This window comes from Cyclobacterium amurskyense (assembly GCF_001050135.1).
GTDB classification, from domain to species: Bacteria; Bacteroidota; Bacteroidia; order Cytophagales; family Cyclobacteriaceae; genus Cyclobacterium; species Cyclobacterium amurskyense.
The window spans coordinates 3365001-3381494 of the sequence record NZ_CP012040.1 but is presented as its reverse complement, the minus strand read 5'-3'; the positions used below and the strand labels follow the sequence as shown (position 1 = coordinate 3381494).

At 37.9% G+C, this 16494-nt stretch carries 16 protein-coding genes and 2 rRNA genes (1 of these 18 cut by a window edge); 11 read left to right on the top strand and 7 right to left on the bottom strand.

Features of this window, described 5'->3' with window-relative positions; all coding sequences use genetic code 11:
- Positions 1-3: 3 nt before the first annotated feature.
- Both CA2015_RS13995 and CA2015_RS13990 read right to left on the bottom strand, forming a co-directional pair.
- Complete coding sequence (locus CA2015_RS13995; RefSeq protein WP_240477801.1) at positions 4-693, bottom strand: sterol desaturase family protein; 690 nt, start codon at positions 691-693, stop codon at positions 4-6.
- Positions 694-1132: 439 nt separating this feature from the next.
- The gene (locus CA2015_RS13990; RefSeq protein ID WP_048644529.1) at positions 1133-3685 is read right to left on the bottom strand and encodes a phosphoenolpyruvate carboxylase; all 2553 of its coding nucleotides are present in this window, start codon (positions 3683-3685) and stop codon (positions 1133-1135) included.
- Between the two features lie 243 nt (positions 3686-3928).
- Here CA2015_RS13990 and CA2015_RS13985 point away from each other — a divergent pair, with 243 nt between their 5' ends.
- The 10 genes from CA2015_RS13985 to CA2015_RS13940 all read left to right on the top strand — a co-directional run bounded on the left by CA2015_RS13985 (position 3929) and on the right by CA2015_RS13940 (position 12291).
- Positions 3929-6235 (top strand): putative monovalent cation/H+ antiporter subunit A, encoded by a 2307-nt coding sequence (locus CA2015_RS13985; protein WP_048642463.1) that lies wholly within the window; start codon positions 3929-3931, stop codon positions 6233-6235.
- Positions 6236-6237: 2 nt separating this feature from the next.
- Positions 6238-6648: a Na+/H+ antiporter subunit B gene (locus CA2015_RS13980; RefSeq protein WP_048642462.1), complete on the top strand. Its 411-nt coding sequence runs from the start codon at positions 6238-6240 to the stop codon at positions 6646-6648.
- Position 6649: 1 nt separating this feature from the next.
- Positions 6650-7003: a Na+/H+ antiporter subunit C gene (locus CA2015_RS13975; RefSeq protein ID WP_048642461.1), complete on the top strand. Its 354-nt coding sequence runs from the start codon at positions 6650-6652 to the stop codon at positions 7001-7003.
- On the top strand, positions 7000-8508 hold the full coding sequence (locus tag CA2015_RS13970) for a proton-conducting transporter transmembrane domain-containing protein (protein ID WP_048642460.1): 1509 nt from the start codon (positions 7000-7002) through the stop codon (positions 8506-8508). The genes CA2015_RS13975 and CA2015_RS13970 overlap by 4 nt, the downstream gene beginning before the upstream one ends.
- A gap of 12 nt (positions 8509-8520) precedes the next feature.
- Complete coding sequence (locus CA2015_RS13965) at positions 8521-9000, top strand: Na+/H+ antiporter subunit E (protein WP_205749765.1); 480 nt, start codon at positions 8521-8523, stop codon at positions 8998-9000.
- Positions 8997-9272 carry a cation:proton antiporter gene (locus tag CA2015_RS13960; RefSeq protein ID WP_020891431.1) on the top strand — a complete coding sequence of 92 codons (276 nt, stop codon included), beginning with the start codon at positions 8997-8999 and terminating at the stop codon, positions 9270-9272. The genes CA2015_RS13965 and CA2015_RS13960 overlap by 4 nt, the downstream gene beginning before the upstream one ends.
- Complete coding sequence (gene mnhG / locus CA2015_RS13955) at positions 9265-9660, top strand: monovalent cation/H(+) antiporter subunit G (protein ID WP_048642459.1); 396 nt, start codon at positions 9265-9267, stop codon at positions 9658-9660. The genes CA2015_RS13960 and mnhG overlap by 8 nt, the downstream gene beginning before the upstream one ends.
- Positions 9644-10792, top strand: coding sequence for a lactonase family protein (locus CA2015_RS13950; RefSeq protein ID WP_048642458.1), 1149 nt, complete (start codon positions 9644-9646; stop codon positions 10790-10792). Before mnhG ends, CA2015_RS13950 begins: the two co-directional genes overlap by 17 nt.
- A 104-nt stretch (positions 10793-10896) precedes the next feature.
- Positions 10897-11934, top strand: a complete 1038-nt coding sequence (asnA, locus tag CA2015_RS13945; RefSeq protein ID WP_048644527.1) for an aspartate--ammonia ligase — start codon at positions 10897-10899, stop codon at positions 11932-11934.
- Positions 11935-12093: 159 nt separating this feature from the next.
- The gene (locus CA2015_RS13940) at positions 12094-12291 is read left to right on the top strand and encodes a cold-shock protein (protein ID WP_014020889.1); all 198 of its coding nucleotides are present in this window, start codon (positions 12094-12096) and stop codon (positions 12289-12291) included.
- Positions 12292-12564: 273 nt separating this feature from the next.
- Here CA2015_RS13940 and CA2015_RS13935 read toward each other — a convergent pair whose 3' ends face one another.
- Genes CA2015_RS13935 through CA2015_RS13925 form a run of 3 tightly spaced genes read right to left on the bottom strand, consistent with a single transcriptional unit; the run spans position 12565 to position 14160 of the window.
- Positions 12565-13512 (bottom strand): DUF4097 family beta strand repeat-containing protein, encoded by a 948-nt coding sequence (locus CA2015_RS13935; RefSeq protein ID WP_048642457.1) that lies wholly within the window; start codon positions 13510-13512, stop codon positions 12565-12567.
- Positions 13505-13882 (bottom strand): TM2 domain-containing protein, encoded by a 378-nt coding sequence (locus tag CA2015_RS13930; RefSeq protein WP_048642456.1) that lies wholly within the window; start codon positions 13880-13882, stop codon positions 13505-13507. Before CA2015_RS13930 ends, CA2015_RS13935 begins: the two co-directional genes overlap by 8 nt.
- Positions 13867-14160, bottom strand: a complete 294-nt coding sequence (locus tag CA2015_RS13925; protein ID WP_048642455.1) for a DUF2752 domain-containing protein — start codon at positions 14158-14160, stop codon at positions 13867-13869. Before CA2015_RS13925 ends, CA2015_RS13930 begins: the two co-directional genes overlap by 16 nt.
- A 414-nt stretch (positions 14161-14574) precedes the next feature.
- Between CA2015_RS13925 and CA2015_RS13920 the strand changes: the two genes are divergently transcribed.
- Positions 14575-15339, top strand: a complete 765-nt coding sequence (locus CA2015_RS13920; RefSeq protein WP_240477800.1) for a TolB-like translocation protein — start codon at positions 14575-14577, stop codon at positions 15337-15339.
- A gap of 802 nt (positions 15340-16141) precedes the next feature.
- Here CA2015_RS13920 and rrf read toward each other — a convergent pair.
- Positions 16142-16253: ribosomal RNA gene (gene rrf / locus CA2015_RS13910) — 5S ribosomal RNA — on the bottom strand.
- Positions 16254-16351: 98 nt separating this feature from the next.
- Positions 16352-16494 (bottom strand): 23S ribosomal RNA (locus tag CA2015_RS13905) (it continues 2747 nt past the right edge of the window).

Genomic DNA, 16494 nt, shown 5'->3' with positions numbered 1-16494 from the left:
AATTCAGTTGTCAGAGTTTTGTTGCTCGAGTGGAGTTTTTTTATTCCGGCTTATTCCTTTTTCTCCGTCAATTGTAATTCTCTTTATATTTAAAAAGGGGCTTTTAATTAAAAAAAGAAATGTTTGCTTCTTATCCTCATCAAACTCCATCAAGCCGTATTTATTTTTCTGTGCCGGCATAGTTTTGAAGGTCCCAAAGATCCTGTCCCAGACTATAAATATGTCGGCATAATTGGAATCTGTATAATATTGGTCTTGCTGATGATGTACCCTGTGGTGATCAGGCATCACAAAAATCAATCCGATTGTTGAATTAAGCCATTTTGGGTAGGTAAGATTGGCATGTTCAAAAAAGAAAAACACATATAAAAATAAATAATATACTGCCATAGAAAGAACGTCAGTACCAAATAGTGCAGCAGTCAGGATATTCCCCATTCCAAATACTAATATTAATTCAAATGGGTGAAATCTAAAAACTGTTGATGCGTCCATTGAGGTATCACTATGGTGTACCCTATGAAATCTCCACAGCAAAGGAATTACGTGCGTACCCCTATGTATCCAATATGCTGTAATATCATATAAAGCGACAGAGATAAAAAGCTTAATCCAGAAGGGTAGTTCTATCAGATACAAGAGTCCAATATGATGCTCATTTAACCACTCTATAGAGAAAACTTGAAATGTCACAAAAAATACATTTAGGCCAACAAGAATAACTTGAAATAGTAAATTATGAAATAGGTGATGGATCCGTTTTTTAAAATTAACAGGGGATTGGGATACTTGCTCCAATGAAAAGAAAATTGCAATTAACCCAATCACAATAAAATTTGGGTCAATACCCAGTATCATATCTAAAAACTCCATATCATAAATAAATAAAACGAACGATAACGCCAACTTTATCAACTGCAACCACCGAAAAGTAATGCCTTCCCTTAACCCCTCCAACCTAAAAATAACAATTAAAACACAAATAACATCGTATCAGTTTGAAAAACAGGGTTTTATATTGAACTTTATCAATTCAGCCAAATAAATAATTTTAAACCAAATATTTACACATAAAAAAAGGCCACTGTAACAGTGGCCCTTATATTAGCATTAGAAACGTTTCTATTTTGTATTAAGCAGCATTTCTTGCGGCATTAATGATTCCAAACATGGTTCTTAGGATTAACTTTTGTAAGGCGGTATCTTCTTTTCCTTTTTCTAATATGGTCTGGATAGCATACTGCTGTATAGTGATCAATGGTAAAACAATCCTTTCCCTGATGGCAATGGATTCTTTACTCAATGGACTGTCCTCTAGCAAGGTGCTCATACCGGCCACACTAAGAATCTTATCATAAGATCTTTGGTACTCACCGTACATCAACTCCCAGAAACCTCCGAATTGTGGATCATCTTTGAGGTAAGCTGTTGCTGGATAAAAGGACTTGGCAAGGGATTGCATGGAATTCCCCAATAGTGAGCGGAAAAACAAAGAATCTTTGTATAACTGCTGCACCTCTCCTAACCTGCCTTGTTTTTCCAACTCTTCTATGGCTTTACCCACGCCAAAGAAACCTGGAATATTTTGCTTCATTTGGGCCCAAGCGCCTACAAAAGGTATGGCTCTCAAATCCTCAAATTTCATGCTACCGCCTTTGCTTCTTTTTACCGGTCTGGATCCTATATTGGTCATTCCAAAGAATTTCAATGGAGTAACTTTTTCCAAATACGGTACAAATTGTTCGTGGTTCTTAAGCTCTTTATAAGCATTATAACTGATATCGGCCATCTCATCGATAAGCGACTTTTGCTTATCAGTCAAACTGTTTTCGCTTGAAGGATACAAATGACTTTCCATGCCAGCACTAAGTAATTGTTCTAAATTATAAGAGCAACTAACTGGCTTGCCATAATTGGCACTAATGGTCTGTCCTTGTATGGTAATCTGGATTTCACGGTTTTCCACATTGGGTCCGAGAGAAGCATAGAAGTTATGAGTGTTTCCCCCACCCCTTGCAGGCGGTCCACCTCTCCCATCAAAGAAGACTACATCTATCCCTTCCTCTCTTGCCACTTTGGTAAGCTCTTCCTTAGCCCTTAATATAGACCAGTTGGCCCTGATGTAACCACCATCTTTGGTTCCATCAGAAAAGCCCAACATAATCGATTGCTTGTTTCCTCGCTTACGAAGGTGGTCTCTGTAAGTTTTATTGTTATAAAGAGATGACATAACGCTGTGTGCAGCAGCCAAATCGTCAATGGTTTCAAATAAAGGCACAATATCAAGGAACAAATCACCACCATTTGCAAGTAGTAATTTATTTAACTGATAGACCTCCAAAACATGCAGTACAGACTGGTTATTGGAAATAATGTACCTGTGGCAACCCATAGGTCCATTGTTTTTCTGAATGTAGGCTATAGAGGAAATGCTCTCCAGCATTTCTCTATGAAATGGATCTTCCAGAGAATTGATTTCTGGCAACTTATCAACAGAAAGGATTTTTTGGATTTTCGCCTCCTCATCCCCTTGATGGTAAACCTCCAAAGCAGCCTCTCCTTCACTTTTCTCTAAAATCTCATCCCAAAGGGCATCGTGTTTCCTACTGTCTTGCCTCACGTCCATGCTGGCAAAATGGAACCCAAATACCCTCACTTTAAGAATGAACTCATCCAGCAATTCAAGTGACAAGCCACCATGCTCTTCTATTATGCCTTTTCTAGCCTCATATAAAACAGCTAGTAATTCATCTTTAGAATGGAAAACCTCACCCTCTCCACTGAATAAAGTATTGTATATACCTTTTTCTGCTTTAATAAGATGACTTTCAACATTATGAAAGGTTAATCTTCTTCTTACCTTACGTATATCTCTATAGTAACACTTAAGAATGCTGTTTTGTAGCTTGTCAGAAACCTTTTTAGTGATTTCATGAGTAACGAAAGGATTACCATCCCTGTCACCACCTGGCCAAAAACCCACTTTTAGCAAATTGGGATTCTCCCAATCATGTAGCGGAATATTCAGTTGGTTGAGGATTCTGATCATGATATCCGATATGCTCGGATAAAACACATACTCCAAAAACCAGGTTAAACTTACAGCCTCTTCATAAGGAGAAGGCTTCTCTTTGTTAATGAAAGCTGTTTTACCCAATTGGCGAAGCAAAAGATCCACATCACCAAGGTCATTTTTCCTTATTGCTTGCTCCAGATCAGTGATAATCGCCAGAACATTCCCAGGATAAAATTGCGTTGGGTGTGCCGTAAGTGTCAGTCGAACAGAAAAGTTCTTCAACTTTTCTATGAGTTCTTCCTTTTTATGGTCATTCTCCGCTCTGGCAATCAATGCCGTCATGGTACCTTTACCTTTGATGTCATTGAATTTTTCGAAGGAGGCATCTTCTATCGAGTCAAATAACACTACCTGACGTTCGATGTATTGTACCATTTTAAAAAGAAGATCATGCCTTTCTTCTTCAGGTTTATCGGCCATTAATTCTTCAAAGAATTGGCGGATAATTTCCTTTGGCGTTTTATTTTCTTGAAACCCACTTTGGCATGCCTCAGATAAGATCGGCAACAATGTGCCTGTTCTATATATTTGGTCAAAGGGCAGGTCTAAAAACAGACTGTTATAAATCGTGAAACGCTTTGCGACTTCAGTCTCGTAGATGTTAGCCATGGTTGAAAAGGTTATATTTATTCTTTGCAATAACTCAAAAATGCACATTTTTTTGAGTTATTTCATCAAAACTCCGGTATAATTTCTCTACTAATTACCTCATTTATTATATTTTGCTTACAATCAGTGCCTTATTAGGTTTATCAACTAACCATTAATGGAAACGATTATATTAGACCTGTCTTATCACATTATTTTTCGTATTTTAGGCTTTCGTTAAACAAACTCGTTAAATAATCGCTGATGTTGATTGCTGTAATTTCGGGATTTATTTTGGCTTTAGTAATCCCACTGATAATGGGCTGGATGAAGCCTAAATCTACCATTTGGGTTGCCATTCTGCCATTTTCCATCTTTGGGTTTTTCCTTTCAAAATTACCCTTAATACTGGCTGGGGAGACTTTAAAGGTCAGTTATCAATGGGTGCCCTCCATAGGGGTGAACCTTGATTTTAACCTTGATGGATTGTCCTACCTTTTCGTTTTACTGATCAGTGGAATCGGAACCCTTGTATTTATATACACTTCCTCCTACCTAAAAGGCCATCAATATCTAGACAGATTCTATGCCTACCTGGCCATGTTTATGGCTTCCATGCTTGGATTGGTCCTGTCTGATAATATCTACACTCTTTTTATCTTTTGGGAACTTACTAGTATCAGTTCCTTCTTCTTGATAGGTTTCAATAATGACAACCCTGCTTCTAGGAAATCAGCGATCACAGCATTGGCTGTAACGGGCTTTGGTGGTTTGTTTTTGATGGCCGCAATGGTCGGCTTGGGTCAAATTACGGGTGAATATCAAATATCTGCCCTTGCTCCTTTGGCTGAATCTATTCAATCCAATGACCTTTATGGGTGGGTATTGCTGTTCTTATTTATTGCAGCATTTACCAAATCCGCTCAATTTCCATTTCATTTCTGGTTGCCTGGCGCAATGAAAGCCCCTACCCCTGTATCTACTTACCTCCATTCTGCGACGATGGTGAAAGCAGGAATCTATTTATTGGCAAGGTTTACACCAGTATTGGGAAACCATGAATGGTGGAACAGTACACTTATAATAGTTGGTGCGCTTACCATGACTTATGCAGCCATCCATGCCTTGTTCAGGTTGGATCTGAAAGGAATCCTAGCCTATTCAACCATCTCAGCTCTAGGAATATTGGTTTTTTTAATAGGCCTTGGCACAAAAGAGGCCTTATTGGCGGCTTCAGTTTTCATTTTAGTCCATGCCTTATATAAGGCGACACTTTTTCTTGTCACAGGAATTATTGATCATGAAACTGGCACCCGAGACATACGCAAACTTGGAGGTTTAAATAAAGTAATGCTACCTGTGGGGATTGCAGCCATGTTAGCAGCTATCTCTAATGCAGGAATCCCCCCTTCCTTCGGTTTTGTTGGAAAAGATTTAATTTATGACGCTACACTAGGCATGGGTGATATAGCTTGGTTACTTACGGGATTGGCTGTCTTCACCAATGCAGCCTTGTTATTTGCAGGTTTTTTAGCTGGGATAAAACCTTTTGTAGGAAAATTGCCTGAAGAATTCAAAAAACTTCACCTACCTGGTCCTGCCATGTACATTCCTCCTTTATTACTTGGTGTTTTAGGAATCTTGTTTGGCCTGGCCCCAGGTTTAATTGAAGGAAGCATAATAAAACCTGTAGTTCAATCTATTACAGGAGCCACGCCTGATTTTCATTTGAAACTTTGGCATGGCATTAACCTGATTCTGTTATTGAGTGCCATTACCATAGGTTCGGGTACTGCTTTGTATTTCTTATTAAAACCTTCTGAAGGCTTGCTATCCAAGGTTACAAGGTTTGAGAAGATTTCTCCTCAATCGATTATCGTTGGCCTGTCTAACAGCTTTGTTTTGTTAAGCAGGCAATGGACAAAGTTCTTTCAAAATGGCTATTTAAGGTATTATTTAATTACCATTCTTTCCTTTTTGACCATTTTACTGGGCTACCGTTTCTTCACAGGTGTGGAATTGTATGTAGATACTGCCAAACTTACAGAGGTCACCCTATATGAAGCCATTGTAATCATTATCATGGCCTCAGCAATATTCTTTACTGTCTTTTCCAAATCTAGACTTACTGCAGTTGCCTCTTTGGGTGTGGTAGGTTATTCCTTTTGCATGATATTTTTATTCTACTCTGCACCGGATTTGGCCATGACCCAATTCTCTATAGACACCTTGACAGTGATTCTATTTGTATTGGTTTTATACAATCTACCTAGGTACCTTGTATTGTCGGATAACAATGATAAAATAAGGGATGGATTGTTGGCCCTTGTATTTGGTGCCTTGATCAGTGTATTGACCTTAGAAGTCATGAACGAATCTGTCACCAAGGAAATCAGTGAATACTATGCAAAGAATGCTTATATTCTTGGAAAAGGTAAAAATGTAGTCAATGTAATCCTTGTTGATTTCAGGGGCTTTGATACCATTGTAGAAATCACTGTATTGGCGATTGCAGCCATCGGTGTATTTGGCCTTTTAAAACTCCATCTAAAAAGTACTGAAAAAGAATAATTATGAAAACCATCATATTCAAGACGGCCTCGGTATACCTGCTGCCGCTATTATTACTCTTTTCCATCTTTATATTATTGCGTGGACATTATTTACCAGGAGGTGGCTTTGTGGGAGGCTTGATGGCCTCTATCGCTTTCGTCATCCATTCATTCGCCAATGGAATAGAAAAAACAAAAAACATCATGTCTATTCATCCAGGTTTCTTAATGCCTGTTGGATTACTTTTGGCTTTGGCTTCTGGTGCCTTGCCCCTGTTCTTTGGGGAAGCGTTTATGACTGGTCTTTGGATGGAGAATGCTGTACCTGTAATAGGATCAGTTGGTACCGCCTTGTTTTTTGACACTGGCGTTTACTTGGTAGTTATTGGTGTCACCCTCACCATTATTTTCACCATATCAGAAGGTTTATAATATGGAAATTTTATTGGTCATTATAATAGGGCTCTTGTATGCCGCTGGTATCTATATGATGCTGAGAAGAAGTTTGGTAAAGTTAATTATCGGACTGATCTTACTCGGTAATGGAGCCAATTTATTGATATTCTTATTAGGAAAAATAGTTAAAGGAAAGCCCCCTATTATAGCCTCCTCAGAAAAGATGTTGGGAGAAATTTATGCAGACCCTGTACCTCAGGCACTAATCCTTACCGCCATAGTAATTAGTTTCGGCCTTCAAGCCTTTGCCATTATACTAATCAAACGTGCCTATAAAGTGGTCAAAACAGATGATCTGGACGAAATGAACGCAACCGACGAAGACCTATGAACAACCCGTATATTGTTTTACCGGTAATTTTCCAGCTTTTAATAGCCATTTTGCTGATGTTTTCATGGAGCAGCAAAAACATTCAAAAGCTGATCTCTGTAACCGGATCCATAATAGCACTAATAATCAGCCTGTTGCTACTGATAAAAGTGGACAATGAAGGCATTCAAATCATGCAAGCAGGTGGATGGGCCGCACCTTTTGGGATCACTTTTGTGGCCGATTCTTTTAGTGCCCTTCTAGTCTTACTAACAGCCATTGCAGGGCTTGCTGTCAGCGTGTATTCGGTAGGAAGTGTAAGAAACGCCCGTATCAAATTCGGCTATTTCCCTATTTTCCACTTACTAATTATGGGATTGAGTGGGGCCTTTTTGACTGGTGATCTATTTAATCTTTATGTTTGGTTTGAAATCATCATTATCTCTTCTTTTGTTCTATTGACCATAGGGGGAGAAAAAGCCCAAATAGAAGGTGCCATAAAGTATGTCACCATGAACTTATTGGCTTCTGTTATATTTCTTACAGCCATAGCCATACTGTACGGTTTGACGGGAAGTTTAAATATGGCCGACCTTTCACTTCGCGTGGCTGAGATAGAAAATAGAGGATTGGTAAATGTAACAGCCATCCTCTTCTTAGTAGGCTTTGGAATTAAATCAGCAGTATTTCCACTCTATTTTTGGTTACCTGCTTCCTACCATACCCCACCGCCAGCCATCTCTGCCATATTTGGTGGACTACTTACCAAAGTGGGTGTTTATGCCATGCTAAGGGTTTTTACCTTGATTTTTGTACCTGACACTTTCCTTTCTACGGTGATCATGGTGCTTGCTATTTTTACCATCCTATCAGGAGGTATAGGCGCATTGATTCAGAATAACATTAGAAAAATATTTAGCTACCTTATCATTTGCCACATTGGTTTTATGCTTGCAGGTTTAGGAGTCTATAGCTCTCTCGCCATTGCAGGTACCATATTCTATCTGGTACATGACATTATTGTGAAAACGAATCTCTTTATGGTAAGTGGGCTAATCTTTAAATTCAAGGGCACCTATTCTATGCGTTTACTTGGTGGTTTTTATAAAGAACATCCTAAACTAAGTCTACTGATGGCTGTACCTCTTTTCTCTTTAGTAGGTATTCCTCCATTGTCTGGCTTTTGGGGCAAGTTACTTCTCATTCAGGGAGCTCTGGACCAATCAAATATTTTAGTTGTCGCTTTCATAATCTTAGGAAGTTTCCTTACCTTATTTGTAATCGCAAGAATGTGGTCAGAGGTATTTTGGAAAGATGGGCCTGAGTTACCAGAGAAAAAGCACATCAAGTATTTCAATGCCCTAAAACCACTAAAGAGAAGAGCTATGATTGGGTCGGTGTTTTTTCTTTCTATAATATCGTTAGGAATAGGTTTTGGAGCAGAATGGGTCATGCGATTATCTATTAAAATCGCTGAGAACCTAATGGACCCTACCTTATATATTCATGCAGTTTTGGGCAATTAATTCAATAGAAAAATGATAAAAACCAGGTTTCTTAGTAACCTATTGCTTTCCTTTATCTGGCTGGCAGTAACAGGTACATTCTCCTTTGTGAATTTCGTCTTTGGTTTCACATTGAGCTTTTTTCTACTGTGGCTCATATCCAGAGATGAACAAAACAATAGATACCTCTCAAGAGGACCAAAGCTTATAGCCTTTATCTTCTTCTTCCTGTATGAATTGATCAAAGCCAATTTACAGGTAGCCTATGATGTGAGTACACCCAGCTATTTTATGAAACCGGGGATAGTAAAGATACCTTTGGATGCCAAGACGGATGTAGAGATCACCTTGTTGGCCAATCTAATAACCCTAACTCCTGGTACTTTAAGCTTGGATGTTTCTGACGATAGAAAAGTACTATATGTACATGCCATGTACGTGAAAAATAAAGAAGCATTTATTGCTGATATTAAGAATGGATTTGAACGTAAACTTTTGGAGATTTTGAGATGAGTGTATACGACTTCCTATATTATATAATACTACCTGTACTGGCCATTTCCACCTTGCTAATATTTATCAGGTTCCTCATTGGCCCTACACTTTCTGACAGGGTTGTAGCACTTGATCTATTGCTTACCACGGGGATTGGAATAATTACTATTTACAGTATTTATACTGATCAGCCAGCCTTTCTAGACATTGCCATGATCATGGCCTTGATCGCCTTTTTAGGCACCGTTGCATTTTCTTATTATTTAGATAAAAGAGAGAAAAATGAATGAATACCTGATCCTATTTTTGAGTTCTCTAGGAGCTCTTTTCATACTACTTGCAGCCGTTGGACTAATCAGAATGCCTGATCTTTATTTGCGGATTTCAGTAACCACTAAAGCGGCTACTTTAGGAATTGGTTTGTTATTAATTTCAGCTGCAATCTATTTCAATGAAATTGGAATTACCTCAAGAGTGTTGGCCATCATCACTTTTATATTGTTAACGGCACCAGTTGGCGCCCATATGATTGGTAGGGCTTCCTATTTTTCTGGGGTAAAGCTTTGGTCCAAATCAAAGGTAGATGACCTTAAAGGCAAATACCACCCAAAAACACACGGATTGGCAAGTGGAATTGACGAAATCGAAGACAAAAAAGAAAATGAAAAATCTAATTAATATTAGTTTATTGATATTGTGCCTTGCTTGTGGTACAGCCTCTAAAGAAAAAGTGGAAATGAAAGCAAAAGAAACCCCTCTTAAGCATAGGTTTTTACTTGGTACCTATACTAACTCTCCGGAACAGGGCATTCACCTTATGGAGTTTGACACAGATTCAGGAAAAATCAACACCCTTTCTACTGCCTCTGAACCAGACAACCCTTCTTTTGTCATAGCAAATCAAGCTCAAAACCTTGTTTATGCTGTAGAAGAAACTGGTGGAGAAAATGGCGGAAAAGTAAGTTCCTTTAGCTTAATAGATGATGAACTGACAAAACTAAATACAGTAAGCGCAGAGGGACAATCACCGTGTTACATTACTTTAGACCCAAGTGAAAAGTTTATTATAGCGGCCAATTACTCTTCAGGTGACTTTACTGTAATCCCTACCGACGAAAATGGACAACTAAAACCAGCTGTTCAAGTACTTGCCCACGAGGGTGGCAGTGTAGTTCCCAATCGGCAAAAGCAATCTCATGTGCATTCAGCTATATTCCACCCTAAGGATGGCCGGCTTTTGATAGCTGACTTAGGAACAGATGAAGTAGTTGTTTATGATTTTGATAACAATCAGGAGAAGCCTCTAAATACCAATCCCGCTTTTAGATTAAAAGTAGCCCCTGGGGCAGGGCCACGTCATATGGTCTTCAATGCTGCCGGAGACAGGCTTTATTTGATTCATGAGATATCTGCTGAAATTGGGGTTTATAGCTATAATGATGGGGAATTAAGTCATTTATCAACGCATAAATTAACGAAAGAGAATTTCGAAGGAAAAGTCGGGGCTGCAGAAGTGCGAATTAGTCCTGATCAAAAATTCGTGTATGCATCCAATCGTGGTGAAGCCAATGAAATCATTGCCTTTACAATAATAGACATTGGTGATTTGAAGCATGTGCAGACAATTTCCTCTGGGGGAGAAGCACCGCGAAATTTCAACATCACGCTAGACGGAAAACACCTTTTGGCTGGTAATCAGAATTCAAACACAATAGTAGTTTTCAAAAGGAACATTGAAACTGGGGAGCTACAACAAACTGACATACAAACAGCTATACACAAACCAGTATACATCAATTTTTTACCTTAAATCTGGCTTTGGTCCTTAATATTTTCTTGAATCAATTCTTTTCCTTAATATTGGGGCCGATTTCCAGAAGAATGACAAATAGTGATCATAGTAAATATATAAAAATGGTGTCAACTAGTGAGCTGAAATACAATTGCTTATTAAACAGGAGGGAGACAGAAAAAGCTATAGACCTCATTAAAACAAAATTTCCTGAGATGATGTCTCAGAGGTTGAATCTTTTCAAGGTGTCTTGTCCCCTAGTGATTATGGATGGCACAGGAATTAATGATGACCTTAGCGGAATAGAACGTCCGGTAAAATTCCCCATAAAAAATCAAGCAGATGCACCTGCAGTAGTGGTGCAATCACTTGCCAAATGGAAAAGGTGGCAACTAGCAGAACTTGAGACTGTAGACCGTGAAGGTATAATTACTGACATGAGGGCTTTGAGACCTGATGAAGATTATTCACCACAACATTCCTTGTATGTAGACCAATGGGATTGGGAGCAAAAAATAAACGATTCCGACCGTAAACTAGAATACCTAAAGGAGGTTGTGGAAAATATATATGGTATTTTTCAGGAAATGGAAAGTAATGTTTGTTCTCTTTTTCCACAGATAAGCCCTATTTTACCAGAAAAAATAAAGTTCATTCAAGCGGAAGAATTGCTACAAGAATTCCCCGATTTAACGCCTAAACAAAGGGAGTACCAAGCCTGTAAGGCCCACGGTGCAGTCTTTCTAATTGGCATTGGAGATGAATTAAGCAATGGTGAAAAACATGATGGTCGTGCACCTGATTATGATGACTGGAGTAGCTATAATTCAGAAGGACACAAAGGATTGAATGGCGACATTTTGGTTTGGAACCCACTTCTTGAAAACTCATTCGAACTCTCCTCAATGGGAATTAGAGTAAATGCAGAGACCCTTGAAAGACAGTTGAAAATGGCTGGTGAAGAAAAACGAAGAAATTTATTCTTCCACAAAAAATTACTGAATGGTGAATTACCTCAAAGTATAGGTGGTGGAATAGGTCAGTCCAGAACTTGCATGTTTCTGCTTCGCAAAAAACATATAGGTGAAGTACAATCTGGAATTTGGCCTGAAGAAGAGGTGCAAAAATGCCTAAATGAGGGAGTAAAATTAATGAAATAATAATCCTATTAAACGGGTGAATCGTACTGTTTTTGTCCAATGTGTGGCCACAGTATTTTATGTAATCTTTTAATTCCTGAAAATAAATTTATTCAAGAGTTTTTTTTGCCAAAAGATTCCTTATCTTTACCCCAGTAAATACAATCAATTAATATTATTATGAACACAGGAAAAGTTAAATTTTTTAATGAGTCTAAAGGATTCGGTTTTATTATCGATGATGAATCATCAAAAGAGTATTTTGTGCATGTCTCTGGACTTATTGACGAAATCAGAGAAGACGATGATGTATCCTTCGACCTTAAAGAAGGAAGAAAAGGTCTGAATGCAGTGAATGTGAAGGTAGTTAACGCATAACATAACATTGACATCAGTAGTGAAAAGCAACCTTAAAGGTTGCTTTTTTTTGTTTATACCCAATTATGTTCAAAATATTTCCTGCGGAAATTACTACCTAACAGTGGATCCGGACACCTTACTTTAATATAAAAAATGGCTTAAAACTTCCTTTTTTTTGGGGAAATTCGTAGTCACAAAGGATTGGTAAAATCCCCTTTTACCAATTAAGACTTTTAAAAATTTGCTCACAATAGAGTTTAAATACACAAATCCATTGTGAGCAATAATTGTTTATTCACTAATCACCATCTTTCCTGATTGTATACGGCCTTTGACGGTTACCGCTGCATCATTATTTATATACAAATCTTCACTACTGGATTCGTTTCCTATTTCCAGTCTACCACTACCTACATTAAAGTCGAAGTTGAAATTACTAAGAGAAGAAGTGGTATTCACTTTCATATAACCTGAAGATACAGAAAGTTTGGTTTCCGGACCAAGTCCACATTGGCTAGCATCTAACATTCCTGAAGAAAGACTGATTTCTCCCAATTGATTTATCCTCTTCAAATCTGCTTTTCCAGAGGACATGCCACCTGAAATCAGACCATCTACATCTGAAAAACTTACATAACCACTAGACCCACTAAATTTAACATCACCTTTCATGCCTTTCAGGGTTCCCATACCCGAGGACACTTCCATATTCAGGCTACCTTCAATATTCTCCAATTCTAGTTTACCTGAGGAAATTTTAACCCTTAAATTTGGGGAAGCAAGGTCCTTTCCTTCTACTTTTCCAGAACTACCTTTCAATACAATTTCATCATTGTTAACATTAGATACTTCCATTGTTCCTGAAGAATTATGAATATTTAAAGCCATATCTATAGGTCCGGATAGACTTATATAACCTTCAATATTTAGAGAGGAAAAAAAGGACCCATTATTCCCTGATTCAAAGCTCACATTCAATTCATCTCCTACCTGCTTTACAAGTACACCTTCCATGTCCATATCACTGGCCTCTACAAAAGCATCTATGGTCACATTCTCCATATCCTCTTTGCCTGTATAGCTAACCTCAAGAGCTCCTCCATTTAGGTTGATTTTAGTTATTCCATCATAGGAATCCTCCATATCTGTTATGGTATTCATTGGAACTGGATTACATCCAGATTGAAGTCCAGAGAAACCAAACAGAACAAATAAAAACAATATTGGATACCTATTCATCTTTCTTAGTTTTAATATCATCGCTCAAAGCAAGTAAAGAAAGGGTTTCATGAGCCATTTTTATATTGTATTCGTAGGTCAAACTTTTATAATTAACAAGATCTACAATTGTCCCTATAAAACACAGACCTAGAGTCAACATATAAAGAATCCCAAGTCCAATCTGTCCTAAAATAAATCTGTGTAAACCTGCGAATCCAAAAAAGCCAATCAAAGTCAATATTAAAATCATTTGACTGTCCTTCCTTCTGGCGCGATATACCTGAGCAAATAAACTTGCTTGCTCCTCATTCATATCCTTCAATATTCCTTGGATATAGCCCAATTCCATTCCTTCAAGTTCCGGAAGGTGTCTTAATACATTTGCCATAATTTTATTTTTAGTTTAATTAATTCATAAATTCTAAACAAGATAACCGATACCCCAAACCATCCCAAGGGGTGGTAAGTAAGTGAATTACTGAAATCACCCATCATAAAATAATGCATGGAGCGACCAATTCCGCACCCGGGGCACCAGGTCAAACCAAAATTATCCAATGGGCATAGACTAAAAGTATGTGCAGAAGCACCGCCAAAGGCATACAAGCCAATAAGTGCAAGCAGCCATACCATCAATTCCAATACACCTGAATGGTTAACTTTCATAACACTGAATATACGAATAGAATGCCAGTTATTAAATATAACATTGAAGCGATTAGAGGGCTATTTATTATAAGGAAGTGTTCGATTTAGATACAAATAATGTTCATTATCGTACAGAATTCAAGCTGAGATATAGAAAAATTGATCCTTGGATCCATGGCCCTTTTATGGAATAAGAATTGTGCTATAATTGCTAATGATTCCAAGGAGCATTTTGTACATTAGAAAATTAATTGATCCATCAAAACTATGTTTAAATTGAATATGTTCGGCGGCACAAATAAACTTTATAGTCTTTTTATAATAGTGTTTTTTTTCCTTTCAATATCCTATGGTTATGCCCAGGAATCAACGGATTTATTTTTAATCCAGGCCAAAAAAAGTTTATTTGGTTTTAAAATATACCCGGAAACGGTGAAAAAAATCACTAAAGGAAATAATTATGACAACCAGCCTACTTTTATAAATAAAAGCCAATTCGTATTTACCTCACAGGCTGAATCTGGTTATACTGATATTATAATGTACAACCTGGTCAATGGCAAATTTACTAACATGACCAGAACTTCGGATATAAGTGAATACTCTCCAGACATTACAAGTTGCGGTCAATACATCTCTGCCGTAACGGTGGAAAAAGACAGTACGCAGCGATTATGGTTATATCCTATAAACTTGGGAGAGCCTGAACTGCTTTATGATGACATCAAGCCCGTGGGTTATTATGGTTGGCATGGAGAGACTGCCGCGTTGTTTCAACTGGGAACACCAAACCGATTGGTCTATCCCTATAGCAGAGAGGATATATTTGAAGTAGCGCAAAATCCAGGCCGTTGTATTAAGTCTCGTCCAGGGACTGACGAAATCGTTTACCTCGACAAAAATACCAACATAATCTCAGATGGAAAAGAGGTATTTGAATTGAAAGGATACAATGTAAATAGCAGGCAATCAGAAAAGATTGGTACCGCTTTAGGGAATGCTGAAGATTTCTGTTGGTTGGACAAGAACAATCTAATAATGGCAAGGGATAATTCCATCTACCTTAAAAACATTAGCAAAGGTACAGATTGGGAGGAAATAGCTTTCATTAATATGCCCGGATACCAAAATATTAGCAGAATAGCTTTAAGTCCAGATAACAAAAATTTGGTCATTGCGATGGAGCCAGCAAATTAAATGGGATTTATAATCTCTAATAAATAGACCTAAAACTATTTGAAGTCACAATTATGAAAGAGTTAACTGAATTAACTTTCACATTAACATCTGAAGGCATCCATCTACATAGAAATAAATTCACTTTTCAATTAATGAAAAAACTGTAGGGTTTTATAATATGCTTGGCAATGGTTTTATTGCCGTCTTTGCATTAGTTGGGTCGGACATAATTGCTATTATTAGTGCCTTCAAATCCGTTACAATCATTGAATTTGGTGTGAATAATAAATCATATAAACTTAGGCTTATAAAGAGTCCAAATAAATTAGAAGAGCTGTTGAAATTTTTGATGCGCAACAAAATAGAAGTTAATACAGGAGACCTTCAGCAATAAGGTTACTTTATTCCGCACGGAAAAGAACCTTTCAGTAAGTCTTTTCAATTAAATGGAATGCTGAAATTGATTTAGCAGTATCACAAATACTATGGTATCCCCATCTTGTACTTAACAAAAGTAAGCTCTAGGTGTAGATTGCATCTACACCTTTTTATTCTTGTGCTCTTTAATTAAAAAAAAATAAATCTTCAATAGCTACATGATTACAGTAACACTGTATTCCTGCTGTATATAGAGCCATATACGGATTCCGGGCTTGGTAGAGATTACCTTATCAATAGTGATTCTGGCAGGTAAACCTAGCTTATACAGTAAGTAATGAGCCCTTGTGTGAGCACCTCGCTTTTAAAAACTGGAGTATTGTCTAGGTTTATTTACGCAAAAAGGCAAAAAAAAAGACCCTTAGATTTCTCTAAGGGTCAATGAAGGCGGCGACCTACTCTCCCAGGTGTAACCCCAGTACCATCGGCGCTGCAGGGCTTAACTTCTCTGTTCGGGATGGGAAGAGGTGGGTCCCCTGCGCCGGGCCGCCTAAATCTTCGTGAAGCTCTGATAGCTTTCACTTAATTTCTTTAATTATATAAATGTCTCAAGTAAATTGACTTGTCTTGTGGAAAATGCAACGTAGCAAAGGTGTTCAAGTTTTCGGGCTATTAGTACTGCTCGGCTATGTCATTTCTGACTTTACACCTACAGCCTATCAACGTCATCGTCTCTGACGGCCCTGTTTAGAAGTCTCATCTTGGGGCGAGTTTCGCACTTAGATGCTTTCAGCG